20 protein-coding genes are annotated in these 17,674 nt (G+C 53.4%); 7 read left to right on the plus strand and 13 right to left on the minus strand.

The genetic code is table 11. The features are described from left to right. Positions 1-97 precede the first annotated feature (97 nt). From nanR to zapE, 6 genes are all read right to left on the minus strand, one after another. Positions 98-886, minus strand: coding sequence for a transcriptional regulator NanR (nanR, locus tag MUU47_RS08605; RefSeq protein ID WP_258987810.1), 789 nt, complete (start codon positions 884-886; stop codon positions 98-100). A gap of 116 nt (positions 887-1,002) precedes the next feature. After that, positions 1,003-1,497: a ClpXP protease specificity-enhancing factor gene (gene sspB / locus MUU47_RS08610; protein ID WP_258987766.1), complete on the minus strand. Its 495-nt coding sequence runs from the start codon at positions 1,495-1,497 to the stop codon at positions 1,003-1,005. A 4-nt stretch (positions 1,498-1,501) separates the two neighbouring features. After that, on the minus strand, positions 1,502-2,140 hold the full coding sequence (sspA, locus tag MUU47_RS08615) for a stringent starvation protein SspA (protein ID WP_258987767.1): 639 nt from the start codon (positions 2,138-2,140) through the stop codon (positions 1,502-1,504). A 320-nt stretch (positions 2,141-2,460) separates the two neighbouring features. Next, positions 2,461-2,853, minus strand: coding sequence for a 30S ribosomal protein S9 (rpsI, locus tag MUU47_RS08620; protein ID WP_110510651.1), 393 nt, complete (start codon positions 2,851-2,853; stop codon positions 2,461-2,463). Between the two features lie 14 nt (positions 2,854-2,867). Beyond that, positions 2,868-3,296, minus strand: coding sequence for a 50S ribosomal protein L13 (gene rplM, locus MUU47_RS08625; protein ID WP_110510601.1), 429 nt, complete (start codon positions 3,294-3,296; stop codon positions 2,868-2,870). 217 nt (positions 3,297-3,513) lie between these two features. Continuing rightward, the gene (zapE, locus tag MUU47_RS08630; RefSeq protein WP_258987768.1) at positions 3,514-4,644 is read right to left on the minus strand and encodes a cell division protein ZapE; all 1,131 of its coding nucleotides are present in this window, start codon (positions 4,642-4,644) and stop codon (positions 3,514-3,516) included. 190 nt (positions 4,645-4,834) lie between these two features. On the opposite strand from zapE, the gene zapG reads away from it, so the two are divergent. From zapG to degS, 3 genes are all read left to right on the plus strand, one after another. After that, positions 4,835-5,233: a Z-ring associated protein ZapG gene (gene zapG / locus MUU47_RS08635; protein ID WP_159772305.1), complete on the plus strand. Its 399-nt coding sequence runs from the start codon at positions 4,835-4,837 to the stop codon at positions 5,231-5,233. 163 nt (positions 5,234-5,396) lie between these two features. Then, the gene (gene degQ, locus MUU47_RS08640) at positions 5,397-6,770 is read left to right on the plus strand and encodes a serine endoprotease DegQ (RefSeq protein ID WP_258987769.1); all 1,374 of its coding nucleotides are present in this window, start codon (positions 5,397-5,399) and stop codon (positions 6,768-6,770) included. An 88-nt stretch (positions 6,771-6,858) separates the two neighbouring features. After that, complete coding sequence (gene degS, locus MUU47_RS08645) at positions 6,859-7,920, plus strand: outer membrane-stress sensor serine endopeptidase DegS (protein WP_258987770.1); 1,062 nt, start codon at positions 6,859-6,861, stop codon at positions 7,918-7,920. A gap of 53 nt (positions 7,921-7,973) precedes the next feature. Here the strand turns inward: degS and mdh are convergent, their stop codons facing one another. Further along, a complete protein-coding gene (gene mdh / locus MUU47_RS08650) occupies positions 7,974-8,909 on the minus strand; it encodes a malate dehydrogenase (RefSeq protein ID WP_258987771.1) in 936 nt (311 codons plus the stop codon). Between the two features lie 415 nt (positions 8,910-9,324). Here mdh and argR point away from each other — a divergent pair, with 415 nt between their 5' ends. The 3 genes from argR to yhcN (MUU47_RS08665) all read left to right on the plus strand — a co-directional run bounded on the left by argR (position 9,325) and on the right by yhcN (MUU47_RS08665) (position 10,813). Continuing rightward, complete coding sequence (gene argR / locus MUU47_RS08655) at positions 9,325-9,795, plus strand: transcriptional regulator ArgR (protein WP_258987772.1); 471 nt, start codon at positions 9,325-9,327, stop codon at positions 9,793-9,795. Positions 9,796-10,173: 378 nt separating this feature from the next. Next, positions 10,174-10,437, plus strand: coding sequence for a peroxide/acid stress response protein YhcN (yhcN, locus tag MUU47_RS08660; RefSeq protein WP_258987773.1), 264 nt, complete (start codon positions 10,174-10,176; stop codon positions 10,435-10,437). A 109-nt stretch (positions 10,438-10,546) separates the two neighbouring features. Continuing rightward, complete coding sequence (gene yhcN / locus MUU47_RS08665; RefSeq protein WP_258987774.1) at positions 10,547-10,813, plus strand: peroxide/acid stress response protein YhcN; 267 nt, start codon at positions 10,547-10,549, stop codon at positions 10,811-10,813. 49 nt (positions 10,814-10,862) lie between these two features. Here yhcN (MUU47_RS08665) and MUU47_RS08670 read toward each other — a convergent pair whose 3' ends face one another. From MUU47_RS08670 to aaeX, 5 genes are all read right to left on the minus strand, one after another. After that, positions 10,863-11,138 carry a barstar family protein gene (locus MUU47_RS08670; RefSeq protein WP_258987775.1) on the minus strand — a complete coding sequence of 92 codons (276 nt, stop codon included), beginning with the start codon at positions 11,136-11,138 and terminating at the stop codon, positions 10,863-10,865. Positions 11,139-11,190: 52 nt separating this feature from the next. Further along, entirely contained in the window at positions 11,191-12,645 is a 1,455-nt protein-coding gene (locus tag MUU47_RS08675; protein ID WP_258987776.1) for an NAD-dependent succinate-semialdehyde dehydrogenase, read from the minus strand. 82 nt (positions 12,646-12,727) lie between these two features. After that, the gene (gene aaeB, locus MUU47_RS08680) at positions 12,728-14,695 is read right to left on the minus strand and encodes a p-hydroxybenzoic acid efflux pump subunit AaeB (protein WP_258987777.1); all 1,968 of its coding nucleotides are present in this window, start codon (positions 14,693-14,695) and stop codon (positions 12,728-12,730) included. Between the two features lie 5 nt (positions 14,696-14,700). Continuing rightward, positions 14,701-15,633, minus strand: coding sequence for a p-hydroxybenzoic acid efflux pump subunit AaeA (gene aaeA / locus MUU47_RS08685; RefSeq protein ID WP_258987778.1), 933 nt, complete (start codon positions 15,631-15,633; stop codon positions 14,701-14,703). A gap of 7 nt (positions 15,634-15,640) precedes the next feature. Continuing rightward, positions 15,641-15,844, minus strand: a complete 204-nt coding sequence (gene aaeX / locus MUU47_RS08690) for a p-hydroxybenzoic acid efflux pump operon protein AaeX (protein ID WP_097164153.1) — start codon at positions 15,842-15,844, stop codon at positions 15,641-15,643. Between the two features lie 131 nt (positions 15,845-15,975). On the opposite strand from aaeX, the gene aaeR reads away from it, so the two are divergent. Beyond that, on the plus strand, positions 15,976-16,902 hold the full coding sequence (gene aaeR, locus MUU47_RS08695) for an HTH-type transcriptional activator AaeR (RefSeq protein ID WP_258987779.1): 927 nt from the start codon (positions 15,976-15,978) through the stop codon (positions 16,900-16,902). Here aaeR and fucR read toward each other — a convergent pair. Next, positions 16,899-17,618, minus strand: coding sequence for an L-fucose operon activator (gene fucR / locus MUU47_RS08700; RefSeq protein WP_258987780.1), 720 nt, complete (start codon positions 17,616-17,618; stop codon positions 16,899-16,901). The two genes, aaeR and fucR, sit on opposite strands and share 4 nt — an antisense overlap. Positions 17,619-17,674 lie beyond the last annotated feature (56 nt).

Raw genomic sequence — 17,674 nt, forward strand, 5'->3', positions numbered from 1 at the left:
CCTTTATACCTGTTATACCAGCTCATTTATGCGTCAGCCAAATAGAGAAAGCTTATCTTGCGATCTGCTTCACTAAACGATCGCCAGGATCGGAGGGTTATTTTTTCTTTTTGATCTGCCCGAAGGCATGCCAGGTGGCAGAAACGCTGTTCAGATGGGTCTGAAGCGCGCGATCGGCGTCTTCAGGATCGCGGCGGCGAATCGCATCGACGATCGCAATGTGTTCCTGGTAGCTGACATTGTTGTGATGATGCAGCTCGCTGTCGGCTACTTTCGGGCGAGCGGCAATTAGCCAGTCCAGCAGTGCAACGTGGATCGCCATGAAAATCGGGTTGCCGGGAATTTCGGCCAGCACGCGGTGAAAATCCACATCAGAGCGAATGAACAGCGTGTTGTCATCAAGCGACTGGCTGTTAATTTCCAGCGCTTTTGCCAGCCGTTCGACCTGCTCATCGCTGGCGTTTTCAGCCGCGTAGCGCACCAGGCTTGATTCAAAAAACAGGCGAAGTTGTTCGAAATGAGCGATGCCGCCGGGATGGGCGAGGAAATCTTTCGCCATGCCGGAAAGCTCGCTGATGATGGTATCGGCGGAAGGACGCGACACGCGGGCGCGTTCGCCGTTGTTGATTTGCACCAGGCCTTTACGCTTGAGCGCCGCTAATGCCTCGCGCACCGAAGGACGGCCAACGTTGAAGAAGGCCATCAGCTCACGCTCAGAGGGCAGCTGTTCGCCTTCCGCAAACTCGCGACGGCGGATCATCTGTTCCAGCTCTTCTTCCACCATTTCCGACAGTTTTTTACGCGCCAGCGGACGACGGCCCAGGCTGCGACCAATGGTTTCTGAAGTCTCTTCTTCCTGAGGATCAAATGCGTTCATAGCGGTTATCGGGGCCAGGTGACAGTATGTGACATCGAGTCCATAGAGTAACACAGGATTTTCAGGCTGGCGAAAGTGGGGGCAGATAACAAAACAGGCCCCGAAGGACCTGTTGGATTATGGATTTACTTCACAACGCGAAGTGCCGGACGGCCACCGCGCGGAGGCGGCGTATCGTCGGGATCGTTGTCGCCATCGCTGTCTGGCTTGTCACCGTCGATAACCGACATCACCGTTTCGTTTTCCGCGCCGATGCCTGCGTCGTCGTTGACGTGAGTCACGTCTTCGTCGTACGCCGTTTCCGGTTCGAACATGGTACCTGCGCCGTTTTCACGCGCGTAGATAGCCAGCACGGCTGCCAGTGGCACTTCAACCTGACGCGGAACCCCGCCGAAGCGCGCGTTAAAGCTCACGTCGTCGTTGGACAGTTCCAGATTACCCACCGCACGCGGGGCAATATTCAAAACGATTTGTCCGTCGCGCGCGTATTCCATCGGAACACGCACACCCGGTAACGTCACGTCCACCACCAGATGCGGCGTCAGCTGGTTATCCAGCAACCATTCATAGAATGCCCGCAGCAGATAAGGACGACGTGGAGTCAGCTGTGACACATCCATTCAATTAGCCTCGACCGATACGCATTTCACGCTCGGGTTCAGTTAAGGAAGCGAGGAATGAATCACGTTCAAATACGCGAGTCATATACGCTTTCATCTCTTTAGAACCTGCACCAACCAGCTCGATGCCCATGACTGGCAAACGCCAGAGTAGCGGAGCCAGATAGCAATCGACCAGGCTAAACTCATCGCTCAGGAAGTATGGCTTCTGAGTGAATACTGGCGCGATTGCCAGCAGTTCTTCGCGCAGCTGCTTACGCGCTGCATCAGCCTGTGCTGCGGAACCGTTCTGGACGGTATGCAGAAGCGTATACCAGTCTTTCTCGATACGTTGCATGTACAGGCGACTTTCACCGCGAGCAACCGGGTAAACCGGCATCAGCGGTGGATGAGGGAAACGCTCATCAAGATATTCCATAATGATGCGAGATTCCCAAAGGGTCAGCTCGCGATCTACCAGTGTCGGAACGCTTTGATTCGGGTTGAGGTCAATCAGATCCTGAGGTGGATTGTCCTTTTCCACGAGCTCAATTTCAAAACTGACACCCTTTTCAGCCAGCACAATGCGGACCTGATGGCTATAGATGTCAGTAGGACCAGAAAACAGCGTCATTACCGAACGTTTGTTGGCAGCGACAGCCATGAAAACCTCCAGGTATATTCAGAATTTTTTACTGCTACCTGCCACGACATGTGACCGGCCAGTGGTAAAGCCCCGTAAGCGTCGAACGACATTCCTGTTCACAAACGAAACAAACAAAAAATGAACAATCGCCCGCATTTGGGCAGAAAATTGGAAGATAGTTTACCAGATTTTGCGGACCTTGTGGTGAGGCTATTCTGGAAATGCTGAAAAAGGCTGAAAAGAGAGACAGGGATTGTGGATAACGCCCATTTTATCCATAAAAAAACCCGCCGAAGCGGGTTTTTTCGCCAATTGTTCTGCGCGAAGCAGAAAAACAATTAACGCTTGGAGAACTGAGGACGACGACGCGCTTTACGCAGGCCGACTTTCTTACGTTCAACTTTACGAGCATCACGAGTAACGAAACCTGCTTTACGCAGTTCGCCACGCAGGGACTCGTCGTACTCCATCAGAGCGCGGGTGATACCGTGACGGATCGCACCAGCCTGACCAGAGATACCACCACCTTTAACAGTGATGTACAGATCCAGTTTCTCAACCATGTCGACCAGTTCCAGCGGCTGACGAACTACCATGCGGGCAGTTTCACGACCGAAGTACTGTTCCAGAGAACGTTGGTTGATAACGATTTTGCCGCTGCCCGGTTTGATAAACACGCGAGCTGCGGAACTTTTGCGGCGACCAGTGCCGTAGTATTGATTTTCAGCCATTGCCATAATCCCGATTAGATGTCCAGAACTTGCGGTTGCTGTGCCGCGTGGTTGTGCTCGTTACCCGCGTAAACTTTCAGTTTACGGTACATAGCACGACCCAGCGGGCCTTTTGGCAGCATGCCTTTAACCGCGATTTCAATTACACGCTCAGGACGGCGGGCAATCATCTCTTCAAAGGTCGCTTCTTTAATACCGCCGATGTGGCCGGTGTGATGGTAATACACCTTGTCTTCACGCTTGTTGCCGGTTACAGCAACTTTTTCTGCGTTCAGAACGATGATGTAGTCACCGGTATCCACGTGCGGAGTGTATTCCGCTTTGTGCTTACCGCGCAGGCGACGAGCCAGTTCGGAAGCCAGACGACCCAGAGTCTTACCGGTCGCGTCAACAACATACCAGTCGCGCTGTACGGTTTCTGGTTTAGCTGTAAAAGTTTTCATTAAAAGCTTACCCAATAAATAGTTACACGTTGGTGAACACCCAAACGTTTAAAAGTTGAGGTTCACACGACATTGTCCAGCAAACCTACCCCTTCGAATAGCCTATGCCGGCACGACAAAAGTTTTGGGAAAAAAACTTTAGTTGTAACGTGGGGTCGCAGGATTATAGAGAAGTCGACTTCAAAGGTCGACCCCTTTTTGTGATTAGAAACGGTTTTTAGCCCGCCAGATGCTTGCGCTTGAGGTACTCTTCGCTTTGCATCTCCTGCAAACGGGAAAGGCAGCGCTGGAATTCAAACTTCAGGCGCTCTCCTTTATAAATGTCATACAACGGCACCTGCGCGCTGACCACCAGCTTGACGTGGCGTTCGTAAAATTCGTCCACCAACGCAATAAAACGACGCGCTTCGCTTTCCATCAGCGCCGTCATCACCGGCACGTCAGACAGCATCACCGTGTGGAACAGACGCGAAAGCGCGATGTAATCGTGCTGGCTGCGGGCATCCACGCACAGCGTCGCAAACGACACCGCCAGAGTCTGGTTTTCGGCGCCAAGCGTCGGCAGCGGGCGATGGTTGATTTCCAGCACCGGCATCTGCTCACGCTTCACACCGGCCAGCGCCAGCCACAGTTTGTCCATTTGCTGGCGGGTATCGTCATTCAGCGGCGACAGCCACAGATGCGCCTGGGTCAGTGTGCGCAGACGGTAATCAATACCGGCATCGACGTTCATGATGTCGCAGTGTTCTTTTATCGCGTCGATAGCCGGAAGGAAACGCGCGCGCTGCAGGCCGTTGCGGTACAGGTCGTCAGGCGGGATGTTGGACGTGGCCACCAGCGTAATTCCGCGGGTGAATAGCGCTTTCATCAGGCCGCCGAGCAGCATTGCATCGGTAATGTCTGAAACGAAGAACTCGTCAAAGCACAGCACGTCGGTTTCGGATTTAAAGCGGTCCGCGACGATTTCCAGCGGATCGCTGTGGCCCTGCAACGCCGTCAATTCTTCATGCACTCGCAGCATAAAGCGATGGAAATGCAGGCGCTGTTTCCGCTCACCCGGCAGACTTTGATAGAACATATCCATCAGCCAGGTTTTCCCTCGCCCCACGCCGCCCCACATATATAAGCCGCGAACCGGTGCGTTTGTCGTCGATTCACGCTTACCCAGCAGTTTGCCGAACTTTGCCCGCAGGCCACCACTGGCGGGAGCCGCTGTCGCCGGAAGGTGAATCAGTTCCTGATAGATAGTGTCCAGCCGGGAGACGGCCTCACGCTGAACGTCATCGGGCTGATGACTGCCCTCGTTAAGGGCCTGAAGATATCGCGATGTGGGGGTCATGCTTTGCATAAGTTGTTGTTATTTCCTGAAAAGCAACGTGCAGCAGTTCACGGTTGTCGAAAAAAAGGCCGTTCTACAGTACGCGATGACACGCCAGGATTCCACTTCTAAGGAAATAGCGGTTATAGTGGCAATATCGGGCGCGGGCGAGCAGCCTTTTTGCCACCCTAACGGAACCACAAAACAACGGGAGAAGTTCATGACCTGGGAATATGCGCTAATTGGTTTAGTCGTCGGTCTCATCATTGGCGCCGTCGCTATGCGATTTGGGAACCGCAAATTACGTCAACAGCAGGCCCTGCAGTACGAACTGGAAAAAAATAAAGCAGAGCTGGACGAGTATCGTGAAGAACTGGTCAGCCACTTTGCTCACAGCGCTGAGCTGCTCGACAATATGGCGCATGACTATCGTCAGCTCTATCAGCACATGGCGAAGAGCTCCAGCAGCCTGCTGCCGGAAATGAGCGCCGAAGATAATCCGTTCCGCAATCGTCTGGCTGAATCTGAAGCCAGCAACGATCAGGCGCCGGTACAGATGCCACGCGACTATTCTGACGGTGCTTCTGGCCTGCTTCGCAGCGCGGCTAAACGCGATTAATCCTCTTTATTTACGGGCGCAACCACTGCGCCCGTCACTTCCTGCCTGACCCAGCTATTATTTAATCATTCACCTCATTGTTAGACGTTCGAAAATTCAATAACATCGAACGGTTTAAGGGCGTATTTTCCTCACATTCCTCAGGTTATGAGAGCCAGCATCAATGAAGAAACAAACCTTATTATTAAGTGCGTTAGCGTTAAGTGTTGGGTTATCTCTTGGCGTCGCAGCGCCAGTGTCGGCTTCTCTACCTGCCCAGATTCCAGGCCAGGCTCAGATACCGAGCCTTGCGCCGATGCTGGAGAAAGTGCTGCCTGCGGTGGTGAGTGTTCAGGTGGAAGGCACAGCCTCCCCAAGTGAACGCGGACAGGTTCCGGAAGAGCTGAAAAAATATTTAGGTGAAGATGCGCCGAATGAACAGCCCCAGCCTTTTGAAGGGCTTGGCTCGGGCGTCATCATTGATGCTGCGAAGGGTTACGTCCTGACCAACAATCACGTCATCAGCCAGGCGCAGAAAATCAGCGTGCAGTTGAACGACGGCCGCGAGTTTGAAGCCAAACTTGTGGGCAGCGACGACCAAAGCGATATCGCACTACTGCAATTGCAAAAGGCCGATCATCTGACGCAAATCGCGATTGCCGACTCCGATAAACTGCGCGTCGGTGATTTTGCCGTCGCCGTCGGCAACCCGTTCGGCCTCGGACAAACCGCGACGTCGGGCATCATTTCAGCCCTCGGACGCAGCGGCCTGAATCTCGAAGGTCTGGAAAACTTTATCCAGACCGACGCCTCCATCAACCGCGGTAATTCCGGCGGCGCGCTGTTGAATCTCAACGGTGAACTGGTCGGGATCAACACCGCTATTCTCGCCCCGAGCGGCGGCAGCATCGGGATTGGCTTTGCCATTCCGAGCAACATGGCGATTACACTCGCCAAGCAGCTGATTCAGTTTGGCGAAATCAAACGTGGCCTGCTCGGTATTAAAGGCATGGAGATGACCGCTGACATCGCCAAAGCGTTTAATCTGGATATTCAACGCGGGGCGTTTATCAGCGAAGTACTGCCTGGCTCTGGCTCGGCAAAAGCGGGCATTAAAGCAGGCGACATTATTGTTAGCCTGAATGACAAACCGCTTAGCAGCTTCGCCGAACTGCGCTCGCGTATCGCCACCACAGAACCGGGCACCAAGGTCAAGCTCGGCCTGCTGCGTGAAGGCAAACCGCTGAGCATAGAAGTGACGCTGGATAAAAGCACCTCGGCGACCGCCAGCGCGGAACTGATTACCCCAGCCCTGCAAGGCGCATCACTGAGCGACGGCCAGATGAAGGACGGTACCAAAGGCATCGTGCTCAATGACGTTGATAAAGGCAGCGCGGCCGCAATGGTGGGGCTGCATAAAGGTGACGTGATTATCGGTATCAACCGCCAGCGCGTGCAGTCCATTGCCGAGATGCGTAAGGTGCTGGAAACCAAGCCGGCCATCATTGCGTTGAACATCATGCGCAATAATGAAAGTATTTATCTGCTGCTGCATTAAGCGAAAACGCTGCGGACATCGCCTGCGTGTGATGTCCGCATAACTCGTGATATGCTTCGCCTGTTTCCTTACCTGTGATAATCGCACCATGCTTGCAAAGCTCTTACGCTCAGTCGCAATCGGATGTATCGTCAGTGGCATTCTGCTGGCAGTTATGCCGTCGTTGCGGCAATTTAACCCGCTAACATCAGCACCTTATGACAGTGCTGATGAATCGCCTGTCAGCTATAATCAGGCGGTAAAACGCGCTGCACCTGCGGTGGTGAACGTCTACAACCGCGCACTGAACAACAATTCCAGCCATAACATGCTGACGCTAGGATCCGGGGTCATCATGGACGAGCGTGGGTACATCATTACCAACAAGCACGTGATTAACGATGCCGACCAAATCATCGTCGCGCTACAGGATGGCCGCGTATTTGAGGCGCTGATCGTCGGCTCCGATAGCCTGACCGATCTCGCGGTATTGAAAATCAACGCTAACGGCGGGCTACCGGTTATCCCTATCAACCCTAAACGCACGCCGCACATTGGCGACGTGGTACTGGCGATTGGTAATCCTTACAACCTGGGGCAGACCATCACCCAAGGGATTATCAGCGCCACCGGTCGTATCGGCCTCAATCCGTCAGGCCGCCAGAATTTCCTGCAAACGGATGCCTCTATTAACCACGGTAACTCCGGCGGTGCGCTGGTGAACTCGCTCGGCGAACTGATGGGGATTAACACCCTTTCCTTTGATAAAAGTAATGATGGCGAAACGCCGGAAGGCATTGGCTTCGCCATTCCGTTCCAGCTGGCAACCAAAATTATGGATAAGCTGATCCGCGATGGACGGGTGATTCGTGGCTACATCGGTATTAGCGGCCGTGAGATTGCCCCGCTGCATGCTCAGGGCGGCCCGATGGATCAGATTCAGGGAATTGTGGTCAATGAAGTGGCGTCGGGTGGCCCGGCGGCGGAAGCCGGTATTCAGGTCAACGACGTGATTGTCTCCGTGAACAACAAGCCTGCGGTCTCTGCGCTGGAAACCATGGACCAGGTAGCGGAAATTCGTCCAGGTTCAGTTATCCCGGTGGTGGTGATGCGTGATGATAAAAAGCTGTCGCTTGATGTCACCATTCAGGAATACCCCGCCTCCAACTGACAGGTATAAAAAAACCGGAGCGATGGCTCCGGTTTTTCATTCTGGCGTCAGGCTTATTTGACGAACTCTTCGCCCAGTACGATATCTTTCTTCAGCGTGTCCAGCATGCCTTCCAGCGATTGCTGCTCCCAGGCGCTCAGTTTGCCGATAGACTGGCGCTCTTCCACACCGTTTTTACCCAGCAGCAACGGTTGAGAGAAGAAATGCGCATATTGACCGTCGCCTTCAACGTAGGCGCATTCCACCACACCTTTTTCGCCCTGAAGCGCACGCACCAGAGACAGACCGAAACGTGCCGCGGCCTGGCCCATAGACAGCGTTGCAGAGCCGCCACCGGCTTTCGCTTCCACCACTTCGGTGCCCGCATTCTGAATGCGTTTGGTCAGGTCAGCCGCTTCCTGCTCGGAGAAGCTCACGCCAGGAATTTGCGACAGCAGTGGGAGAATGGTCACGCCTGAGTGCCCACCAATCACCGGCACCTCAATGTCATTCGGCTGCTTGCCTTTCAGCTCCGCCACGAAGGTATTCGAGCGGATGATGTCCAGCGTGGTGACGCCGAACAGTTTGTTTTTGTCGTACACGCCCGCTTTCTTCAACACTTCAGCGGCAATCGCCACTGTGGTGTTGACCGGGTTAGTGATGATGCCAATGCAGGCTTTAGGGCAGGTTTTTGCCACCTGCTGCACCAGATTTTTCACGATGCCCGCGTTGACGTTGAACAGATCGGAGCGATCCATACCCGGCTTACGTGCGACGCCAGCAGAAATCAGCACCACATCAGCGCCTTCCAGTGCTGGAGTTGCGTCTTCGCCAGAGAAGCCTTTGATTTTTACCGCGGTTGGGATATGACTGAGATCCACTGCCACGCCAGGGGTTACCGGCGCGATGTCATACAGGGAGAGTTCTGAGCCTGAAGGCAGTTGGGTCTTAAGTAGTAGGGCAAGCGCCTGGCCAATACCGCCAGCTGCGCCGAGGACTGCGACTTTCATCCTAAACTCCTTATTATGGTTAGTTTCATCTACCGAAACTCCGTTGCGGCAACCTTAATTCACAAGGTAAATAATGACAACAAACGTCATTGAAGAATGCGGCATTCCCCGCAGCATTGCGGTGTCATTGCTCACTTTACCGCCTGTGACAAGAGACCCGCGACGGCGTAACCAGTCGACTGCTGGTTACAATACACCCAGCCAGACAAGCAAAACAACATCATTTTTATAACATTTTATTTACTTTTGACGTTATTTTCGCCCCGTGACGAAAGCATGTTTCTTGATAACTATTTTTGATAAAATCCTTCCCTTTCATAACATTATTTCAGCCTTATTCACGGCAGATCATTTGCATAAAAATTCATCTATATGCATAATAATGTTGTTTTTACCGCCATGATACGGGTGACTTATGCGAAGCTCCGCTAAGCAAGACGAATTAATCAAAGCGTTTAAAGCGCTACTAAAAGAAGAAAAGTTCAGCTCTCAAGGTGAGATCGTTCAGGCATTACAGGAGGAGGGCTTCGAAAATATCAACCAGTCCAAAGTCTCCCGTATGCTGACAAAGTTTGGCGCGGTACGTACCCGCAATGCCAAAATGGAAATGGTCTATTGCCTGCCAGCAGAGCTGGGCGTGCCGACCACATCCAGCCCGCTTAAAAACCTGGTACTGGATATCGACTACAACGATTCGGTGGTGGTCATTCATACCAGTCCAGGTGCCGCACAGCTGATTGCCCGCTTGCTCGACTCCCTGGGTAAAGCGGAAGGGATCCTCGGCAGCATTGCCGGTGATGACACTATCTTCACCACGCCAGCCCGTGGATTTAGCGTTAAAGACCTGTACGAAGCCATTCTGGTGCTGTTCGAACAAGAGCTTTAATCTGCCTCTCTCCGGCACTTGGCCGGAGAGCGTCTTATCCTCCCCGCACATCTCCGCTCGCTACATAAAACGCCATTTTATTTAACATTAAGTGCGTTTCACTGCCTGAATGTAATCAGCCAGTGAATGTTGTTATCAAAAGAGCACAAATCATCAATTAATTATATCCATATGATTTTATTAGAAATATAAGCTAATTCTCGTCTCATCCTGACCTTTTTAATGCTTTTCCGTTATAAAAATGACGGTTTTTGACAATTAATTACATTAGAAACCATTAGCCTGGTATTAATTTCTTCGGCGACTAGTGTATACTTGATTTTGTGATGAGGGTCACGAAACAGAGACCCTGCTAAAAAATTCGACGAGGTGAAAATTATGAAAATCAAAACCACTGTAAGTGCACTGACCATTCTTTCTGTTCTTTCTTTTGGCGCTTTCGCCGCTGATTCAATCAACGCGGATCAGGCAGCAAATCGCGAAGCCATCGGCACCGTTTCCGTCGGCGCAGTCGGTTCGTCCCCAATGGACATGCACGACATGCTGAATCAGAAAGCGCAGCAAAAAGGGGCATCCTCTTACCGCGTAATCGAAGCCCGTAGCGGCGATCATTGGCACGCAACGGCTGAGCTGTACAAATAAGTTTTATTGAGAGTCGGTACGAAACAAACACGTCACAACGCGGCACCAGGCATAAAAAAAGCAGTTCAAACCTTCTCGCCGCGCAGTCTATGAATCAGGAGTAAAGATTATGAAAAGCGCAATGATTATCGCAACACTGGGCCTGGCATCGGTTCTTTCCTTTAGTGCAGGCGCAGCAGTTCATCAGATTAATGCAGAGCAGGCTCAGGGTCTGCAATCCATGGGCACCGTTTCTGTATCACAGATCGGCAGTGACCCAATGGATATGCATCACCAGCTGGCAGCAAAAGCGCAGAAAGAAGGCGCCAGCAGCTACCGTATTATTGAAGCACGTACCGGTGATACCTGGCACGCCACTGCCGAGCTGTACAAATAAACCCTCGTCGTCTTATCTGACGACTTGCCCCCGCCTGTCGGGGGCTTTTTTATGACGGAAGCACATTGAATCGCAACATCCCCTCCAGCTCTTCCTCAGCCTCGTCAAACAACAGAATTAATGCCCCGTAGCGCCGACGCTGCTTCTCTTCCAGATGGACAAACTCAATTTCCAGTGGCAACGGCAGCTGATTGCCGGTGACCACTTCCCAGAGAGAATCCAAATCGCGAATGACCGTACCGCTCAACGTAAAAGTGCGGGTAAACTCACGATAGAAATCGTTCTGAGTACCTATTTCGTCAAAATCAAAAGTATAGGTTTTCATGCATTCCCCGCCTCTTTCCTGGCCGGGCGACAATCGCCGCCCGGGTTCCGGCTTACAACCCCCCCAGATGCAGGGTTTTCACTTCCAGAAACTCTTCCAGCCCCAGTACCGAACCCTCACGGCCCAACCCGGACTCTTTAACGCCACCAAATGGCCCTAATTCTGTCGATACCGCGTATTCGTTAATCCCGATCATGCCGCTTTCCAGCGCCTGCGATACCCGGAACACGCGCTGCAGGTTTTGAGTATAGAAGTAAGCCGCCAGACCAAACGGGGTATTGTTCGCCCGCTGAATAACCTCCTCTTCGCTGGTGAATCGGAAACAGGCGGCTACCGGCCCAAATGTCTCTTCCTTCGCAAGCTGCATATTGTCGCTGCAATCCCCCAGGACGGTTGGCTGCCAGAAATTACCGCCGAGCGCATGCAGTTTCCCCCCCGCGAGCACGCTGGCCCCTTTTGCGACCGCATCTTCCACGTGCTCGCGTACTTTTTTCACAGCGGAAGGTTCAATCATCGGGCCGACGACTACGCCTTCGTCCACGCCGTTTCCGACCTTAAGCGCATTCACCGCCTCGGTAAGCCTGTGGGTGAAATCGTTATAGACCTTCTCATGAATATAGAAGCGATTAACGCTGACGCACACCTGCCCGGCGTTGCGGAATTTATTGGCTATCGCCCCTTTTACCGCCGCGTCGATATCCGCATCGTCAAAAACGATATAGGGTGCGTTACCGCCAAGCTCCATCGACACTTTTTTCATGGTTTCTGCGGCATTGCGCATCAGCGTTTTACCAACCGCCGTTGAGCCGGTGAAGGAGATTTTACGCACTTCGTGGCTCGCCATAATCGCGTCGCTGATTTCCTGAGTCGTCCCGGCGACCGCATTCAGCACGCCATCAGGCATGCCCGCTTTCTTCGCCAGCTGGAGCAATGCAAAGGCGCTGAGTGGCGTGTTATTCGCGGGTTTGATGACACCGGTACAGCCCGTCGCCAGCGCCGGACCGAGTTTGCGGGTCAGCATCGCCATCGGGAAGTTCCACGGAGTAATTGCCGCCACGACGCCGATCGGTTCGCGGGTGGCCAGAATGCGTGAGCCCGGTTTGGCGGGAGGGATAATTTCTCCGTTGGCGCGTTTGCCTTGTTCAGCGAACCACTGAATGAAGCTCGCCGCGTATTCCACTTCACCTTCGGCCTCTTTCAGCGGCTTGCCCTGCTCGGTGGTCATCAGCCTGCCGAGCCAGGCTTTGTTTTCGATGATCAGCTGATACCAGCGATACAGAATTTCTGAGCGCTCTTTGGCGGTTTTCGCGCGCCAGAGCGGGAAGGCTTTGCTCGCCGCTGCGATGGCGGCTTCGGTTTCCTGCCTCCCGGCTTTCGCGACCCTGGCGATCGTTTCGCCGGTTGCCGGGTTTACCACGTCGAAGGTGGTTTCAAGCGTTTTCCATATTCCGTCGACCAGATATCCGGTCTGAAAAAGTTCGTTATCCTGAAGTGTCTGCATGGTCATAGTTGTCCCCTGACGGTGATGTCCTGTGATAACAGTTAAGTATAGCCATAAAAAAACCGACGCTTCTGCGTCGGTTTCTGGGTTAACTCACCGTGAGCGCATGCTGATATTTCCTCAGCATACCCACCAGCCGATTGACCGGTTCGGTGACCTGAGGCGACGCCTGCCAGATAACCAGTTTTTCCTGGTACACATCCAGTTCCTCCAGCAAGCGGTCAAAGTAACGGCGGCGCTTATCGTCGTTGCTGGCTGAAATGAGCTTATCCGCCGTACGACGCAGCTGGCGGTGGAACGCCGAAAGGTCATCGTTGACCGGGACCGGCGCGTCGCGCAGGCGCTGGTGCGCAATAATCAGCGTCAGGGCCAGGCGGAATTTGGCGAGATCGCCCGGGTATTTGTTCAGCAGTAAAAACAGCTGCTGGTACAGGGCGGGCAGATGGTTCTCATTGCGGCGTGCGGTGTTGGTCGTCAGGGAGGAAACGGCGGCCGATACAAACTGATTCAGCAGCACCCGTCCGGTTCGAGCCTGGGAGTTATCACGCACCAGCAAGATAATCATCAACGCCAGGAAGCAGCCCACCAGTTGGCCGAGCGCGCTGTCGAGGAACTGGCTGAAATGGAAAGTCATCGGGTTATCCAGCACCAGAATGTTGATGGTGGACGCCAGCGTACCGAGCGAACCCAACCGCCGTTTCTGCACTTCAATCCCAATAAAGAACGCCAGCACTGCGAGGCTGATACACAACAACAGCATACTTTGTTGGGTCGACGGCAGAACAACCAGGAAGTAAAACGCGCCAATCGGCAGTGCGGCAACGGTGCCATACAGGAAGTCGATCCCCGCCATTTTAGGGTTAGGCAAACGCATTGCCAGCGAGGTCACTACGGCAATCATCACCATCGCACCGCTGCCGGATGTCCAGCCAGTCCACAGCCAGAACACCGTACCAAGCGCACAGGAAAGCGTGGTACGCCAGAAGTTGACCATCGCATGGTGGCGCTCCGCGGATTCCACCTTCACCACCACTTCGCCCTGCAAAATCTCTTCTTCTCGGGCGCTGATTTTTGCGTTACCCACTACGCCACGTTTAAGCAGCTGATAGCGCGTGGCGGCGCCAACCCAGCTGTATAAGGTAATCGGCGTGTCGTGCTCGCCGGTCCAGGAAAGAATGCGGCGCATGCGTTTTAGCTGTTTATGCACGTCCCGCACCGTTTCGACCGGCTGAGCGAACATTTCACGCCATTCCGGGGTGATTAAATCTGGACGAAAATTTTGAATCAGATAGGTTTCGCAGGCCTGAGTAATCAGCGTCAGTGACAGCGTATTCAGCGCTTTCAGACGCCGATTGGCGCGCGCCCAGCGGGAAGATTCCATGTGCAGGCTGCTACGCATGCCTTCTAGCGCCTGCGTCTGGCGCACCAGCCCGCCCCAGGCGGCGTCAACTTCTTCGCTGTCACCGTGACGTATACAGAGCTGCATCAGCTGATATTGAGCAACCAGTAATGCATCAAGTTCCCGGTCGATCTCTTGTTTAATCGACCGCGGGGAAAACAGCAGATCGGCGACGATCGCACAGACAATCCCGATCACAATCTCGCTGCAGCGTTCGACGGCAAACTGCGGTGACAGCAACGGAGCGTTCTGAATAGTGATAATAATGATCAGCGCAGTGTAACCCGCCAGTCCCCAGGCGTAGGAATTCTCCACTTTCACCAGCGAAGACACCCAGGTACAGAATCCCGCCCATAGGCAGCACACCATCACCATCACTAACGGGGCACGGATCAGAACGATGATCATTACCAGTGCGGCGATACAACCGATAAACGTCCCGCAAATACGCAGCATTCCGCGGTAACGGATAGCACCAGAATACGGTTCGCCCCCGGCGGCAAACGCCGGGCCCGCCGCCACAATTGCAGCGGTCAGGACCGCCCAACGCGGCGTTTCAAGCTGAAAGTGAAAGCCGACAAACAGGGCCAGTACAATCGCGCAGGCCAGTTTGATGGCAAACCGCAGGTGCCGATCGGCAATAGAGAAAATGCCCATAGCGATTAACCGAACTCACGCAGACGCATACCTAACTTCTGGAAGAAGGAGACCTTCTGCGTGTCTCTGTCTTTCGCGCCGGTAATGATCACTGTGGCGGTAGTGCCCGCAGGCCACAGGTTACCCTGCTGCTGGTCAAGGTGAATACGCACTGGCACACGCTGTGCCAGACGTACCCACTCGAGGTTGGAATCGATGGTCGCCATACCTTTTACATCGCTGCTGCTGCTGGCGTTGGTCACGCCTGCCGCGATGCTGTCAACGGTGCCTTTGATGACATTGGTGCTGCCTAGCGGGGTAATTTCCGCACGATAGCCTGGACGCACGCCTTCCAGCTTGGTTTCTTCCATGTAGGCCATCACATAGAAGCTTTCTTTTTTCACCAGCGCCACGGCGGTCGAGCCACGGGTAATAAATTCACCGCTGTACACGTTCAGGTTAGTCACCCAGCCATCGGCCGGGGCACGAATCACGGTACGCTCGAGGTCAAGACGCGCCAAATCGCGGGTGGCCTGCGCTTTCGCTAACTGATGTTCAACGGTTTGTAAGAGGTTGTTGGCCTGATCAATCTCTTCGCGAGACATGGCCATGGTGCCTAACTGGTTACGACGTCCGGCTTCACGACGTTTTTCTGACGCCAGTACCTGATAGTACGCCACGTCTGCATCGGCTTCTTCGAGCGCTTTCTGGTAACGCGGCTGATCGATAGTGAACAGGACCTGATTTTTATGAACCAGTTGGTTATCCTTCACATTCACGTCGGTGATAAGCCCGGCCACGTCCGGTGCGATAGCCACAACATCGGCGCTGAAGCGTGCATCACGCGTCCACGGAGATTCAGTGTAATAGACCCACGCGTGGAAAATGGCGATGAAAGCCAGCACCACCAAAATCAGCGTGATGGCGGTTCGGGATATTTTTCTTATTAGTGTTTTCACAGCGGCCTCAGACGAACAAACGCGATATCAGGTAGAACAAACAGCAATACAGCGCGGTATTAAAAAGCGCAGGATGCCAGACGAAGTCATAGATCCCGGTAGGGACCAGCACCCGACGCAACAGCCAGAAGATGGCCAGCGACAACAGCAGCTCGACGAAGATCGGCGGGAATGAAAGACCGAAAATCACGATGACGGGAAACAGACTCATGTTGACCTTGATTAAGAGAGTGCAGGTGAGAATAGTGATGCTTTAATTATTTAGCTAACAGTATATTAACGTAACTTATCTATCCCGATCTATATTATGTGATACAAATCACTTTTAAGTCAGAGTGAACAATGGAACGATTAAAACGCATGTCGGTTTTCGCCAAAGTCGTGGAACTGGGTTCCTTTACGGCCGCGGCGAGACAACTTGAAATGAGCGTATCATCGATAAGTCAGACCGTCTCAAAGCTTGAAAACGAGCTGCAGGTAAAGCTGCTGAACCGCAGTACCCGCAGCATTGGCCTCACGGAAGCCGGGAAAATCTACTATCAGGGCTGTCGGCGAATGCTGCACGAAGCCCAGGACGTGCACGAACAGCTTTATGCTTTTAATAACACGCCGATTGGTACACTGCGCGTGGGCTGTTCTTCAACTATGGCACAAAATGTTCTCGCCCAAATCACCTCTGAAATGCTCAAAGAGTACCCGGAGCTGTCGGTGAATCTGGTCACTGGCATCCCAGCCCCGGACCTCATTGCGGATGGTCTGGACCTGGTGATTCGCGTCGGTGCGTTACAGGATTCTGGCCTCTTTTCCCGCCGTCTCGGCTTGATGCCGATGGTTCTGTGCGCCGCGAAAAGCTATTTGCAGCAGGCCGGCATACCGGAAAAACCGGCGGATCTCGCCAGCCATACATGGCTGGAATACAGCATTCGTCCGTACAATGAATTTGAGCTGATTGCCCCGGAAGGTCTGTCGACCAAACTGACTCCACAGGGGCGGTTCGTCACCAACGATCCGATGACGCTTAACCGCTGGCTGACCGCCGGAGCCGGGATCGCTTTCGTGCCGCTGATGTGGGTGATCAATGAGATCAATGACGGCGAACTGGAGATCTTGCTGCCGCGCTACCAATCAGATCCACGTCCGGTGTACGCCGTCTATACGGAAAAAGACAAACTGCCGCTGAAGGTGCAGGTGTGTATCAACTACCTGGCCGATTATTTTGTCGATGTGGCCAAACGTTTCCAGGGCATCAAAGGGCGGGGAAAAAACTAAGGTACCTGCTCAGGCTCGGCGTCCGATATAAGATGCGTGACGTCGCTAAGGGGGCCAATCCGGACTTCACTTGAGCGGTTGAATTTACTTTTGTCCATCAGCAGCAAGGACTGCGATGCTCTTTTGAGTAATAGCGATTTAAAGCTGGCGTTGTGCCCGCTCGGGTCCCACATCACACCGCTGCGATCGACCCCTTCGCAGGAGAAAATAAACAGATCGATTTCCCGCGTTTTCAGTTGCGAAATCAACGCCGGATTAACGTAATAGCCGTACTGGCGCTGAAGTTCTCCGCCGGAACTGATAAGCCGGATTTGCTCGCGTTTGCCGAGTTCCATACATACAGGATGACTGTTGGTAAACACCGTCAGCGGAATATCCGGCAGCTGGCGCGCCAACACCCAACAGGTCGAACTGGCATCCAGCGCAATCGTCATCCCCTCTTCTATCCAGGCCAGCGCATGTCGGGCGATATCGGATTTGTGGGCATAGTGGCTTTTCAGTCGGGCATGAAAGGTTGCTTCGTTATCCTGATGATTACGACGAATAGCCCGCGCCCGCCCGTGGCTGCGCTGAATATATCCCTGTTGCTGGAGTTCACTTAAATCACGACGCACCGTTTCTTTGCTGACGCCGAGTACGGCGGCCAGTTCATCGGTGGTCAGGCTGTGGGATTGAGCAAGAAGTGTGACAATGTGCTGATGGCGAGCGACCTTCATCAGTGGTCTCCGTCATTGAAACAATAAATAAGGAAAATCAATTAATTGATTTTCAG

This window comes from Scandinavium hiltneri (assembly GCF_024764835.1).
Classification (GTDB): Bacteria; Pseudomonadota; Gammaproteobacteria; order Enterobacterales; family Enterobacteriaceae; genus Scandinavium; species Scandinavium hiltneri.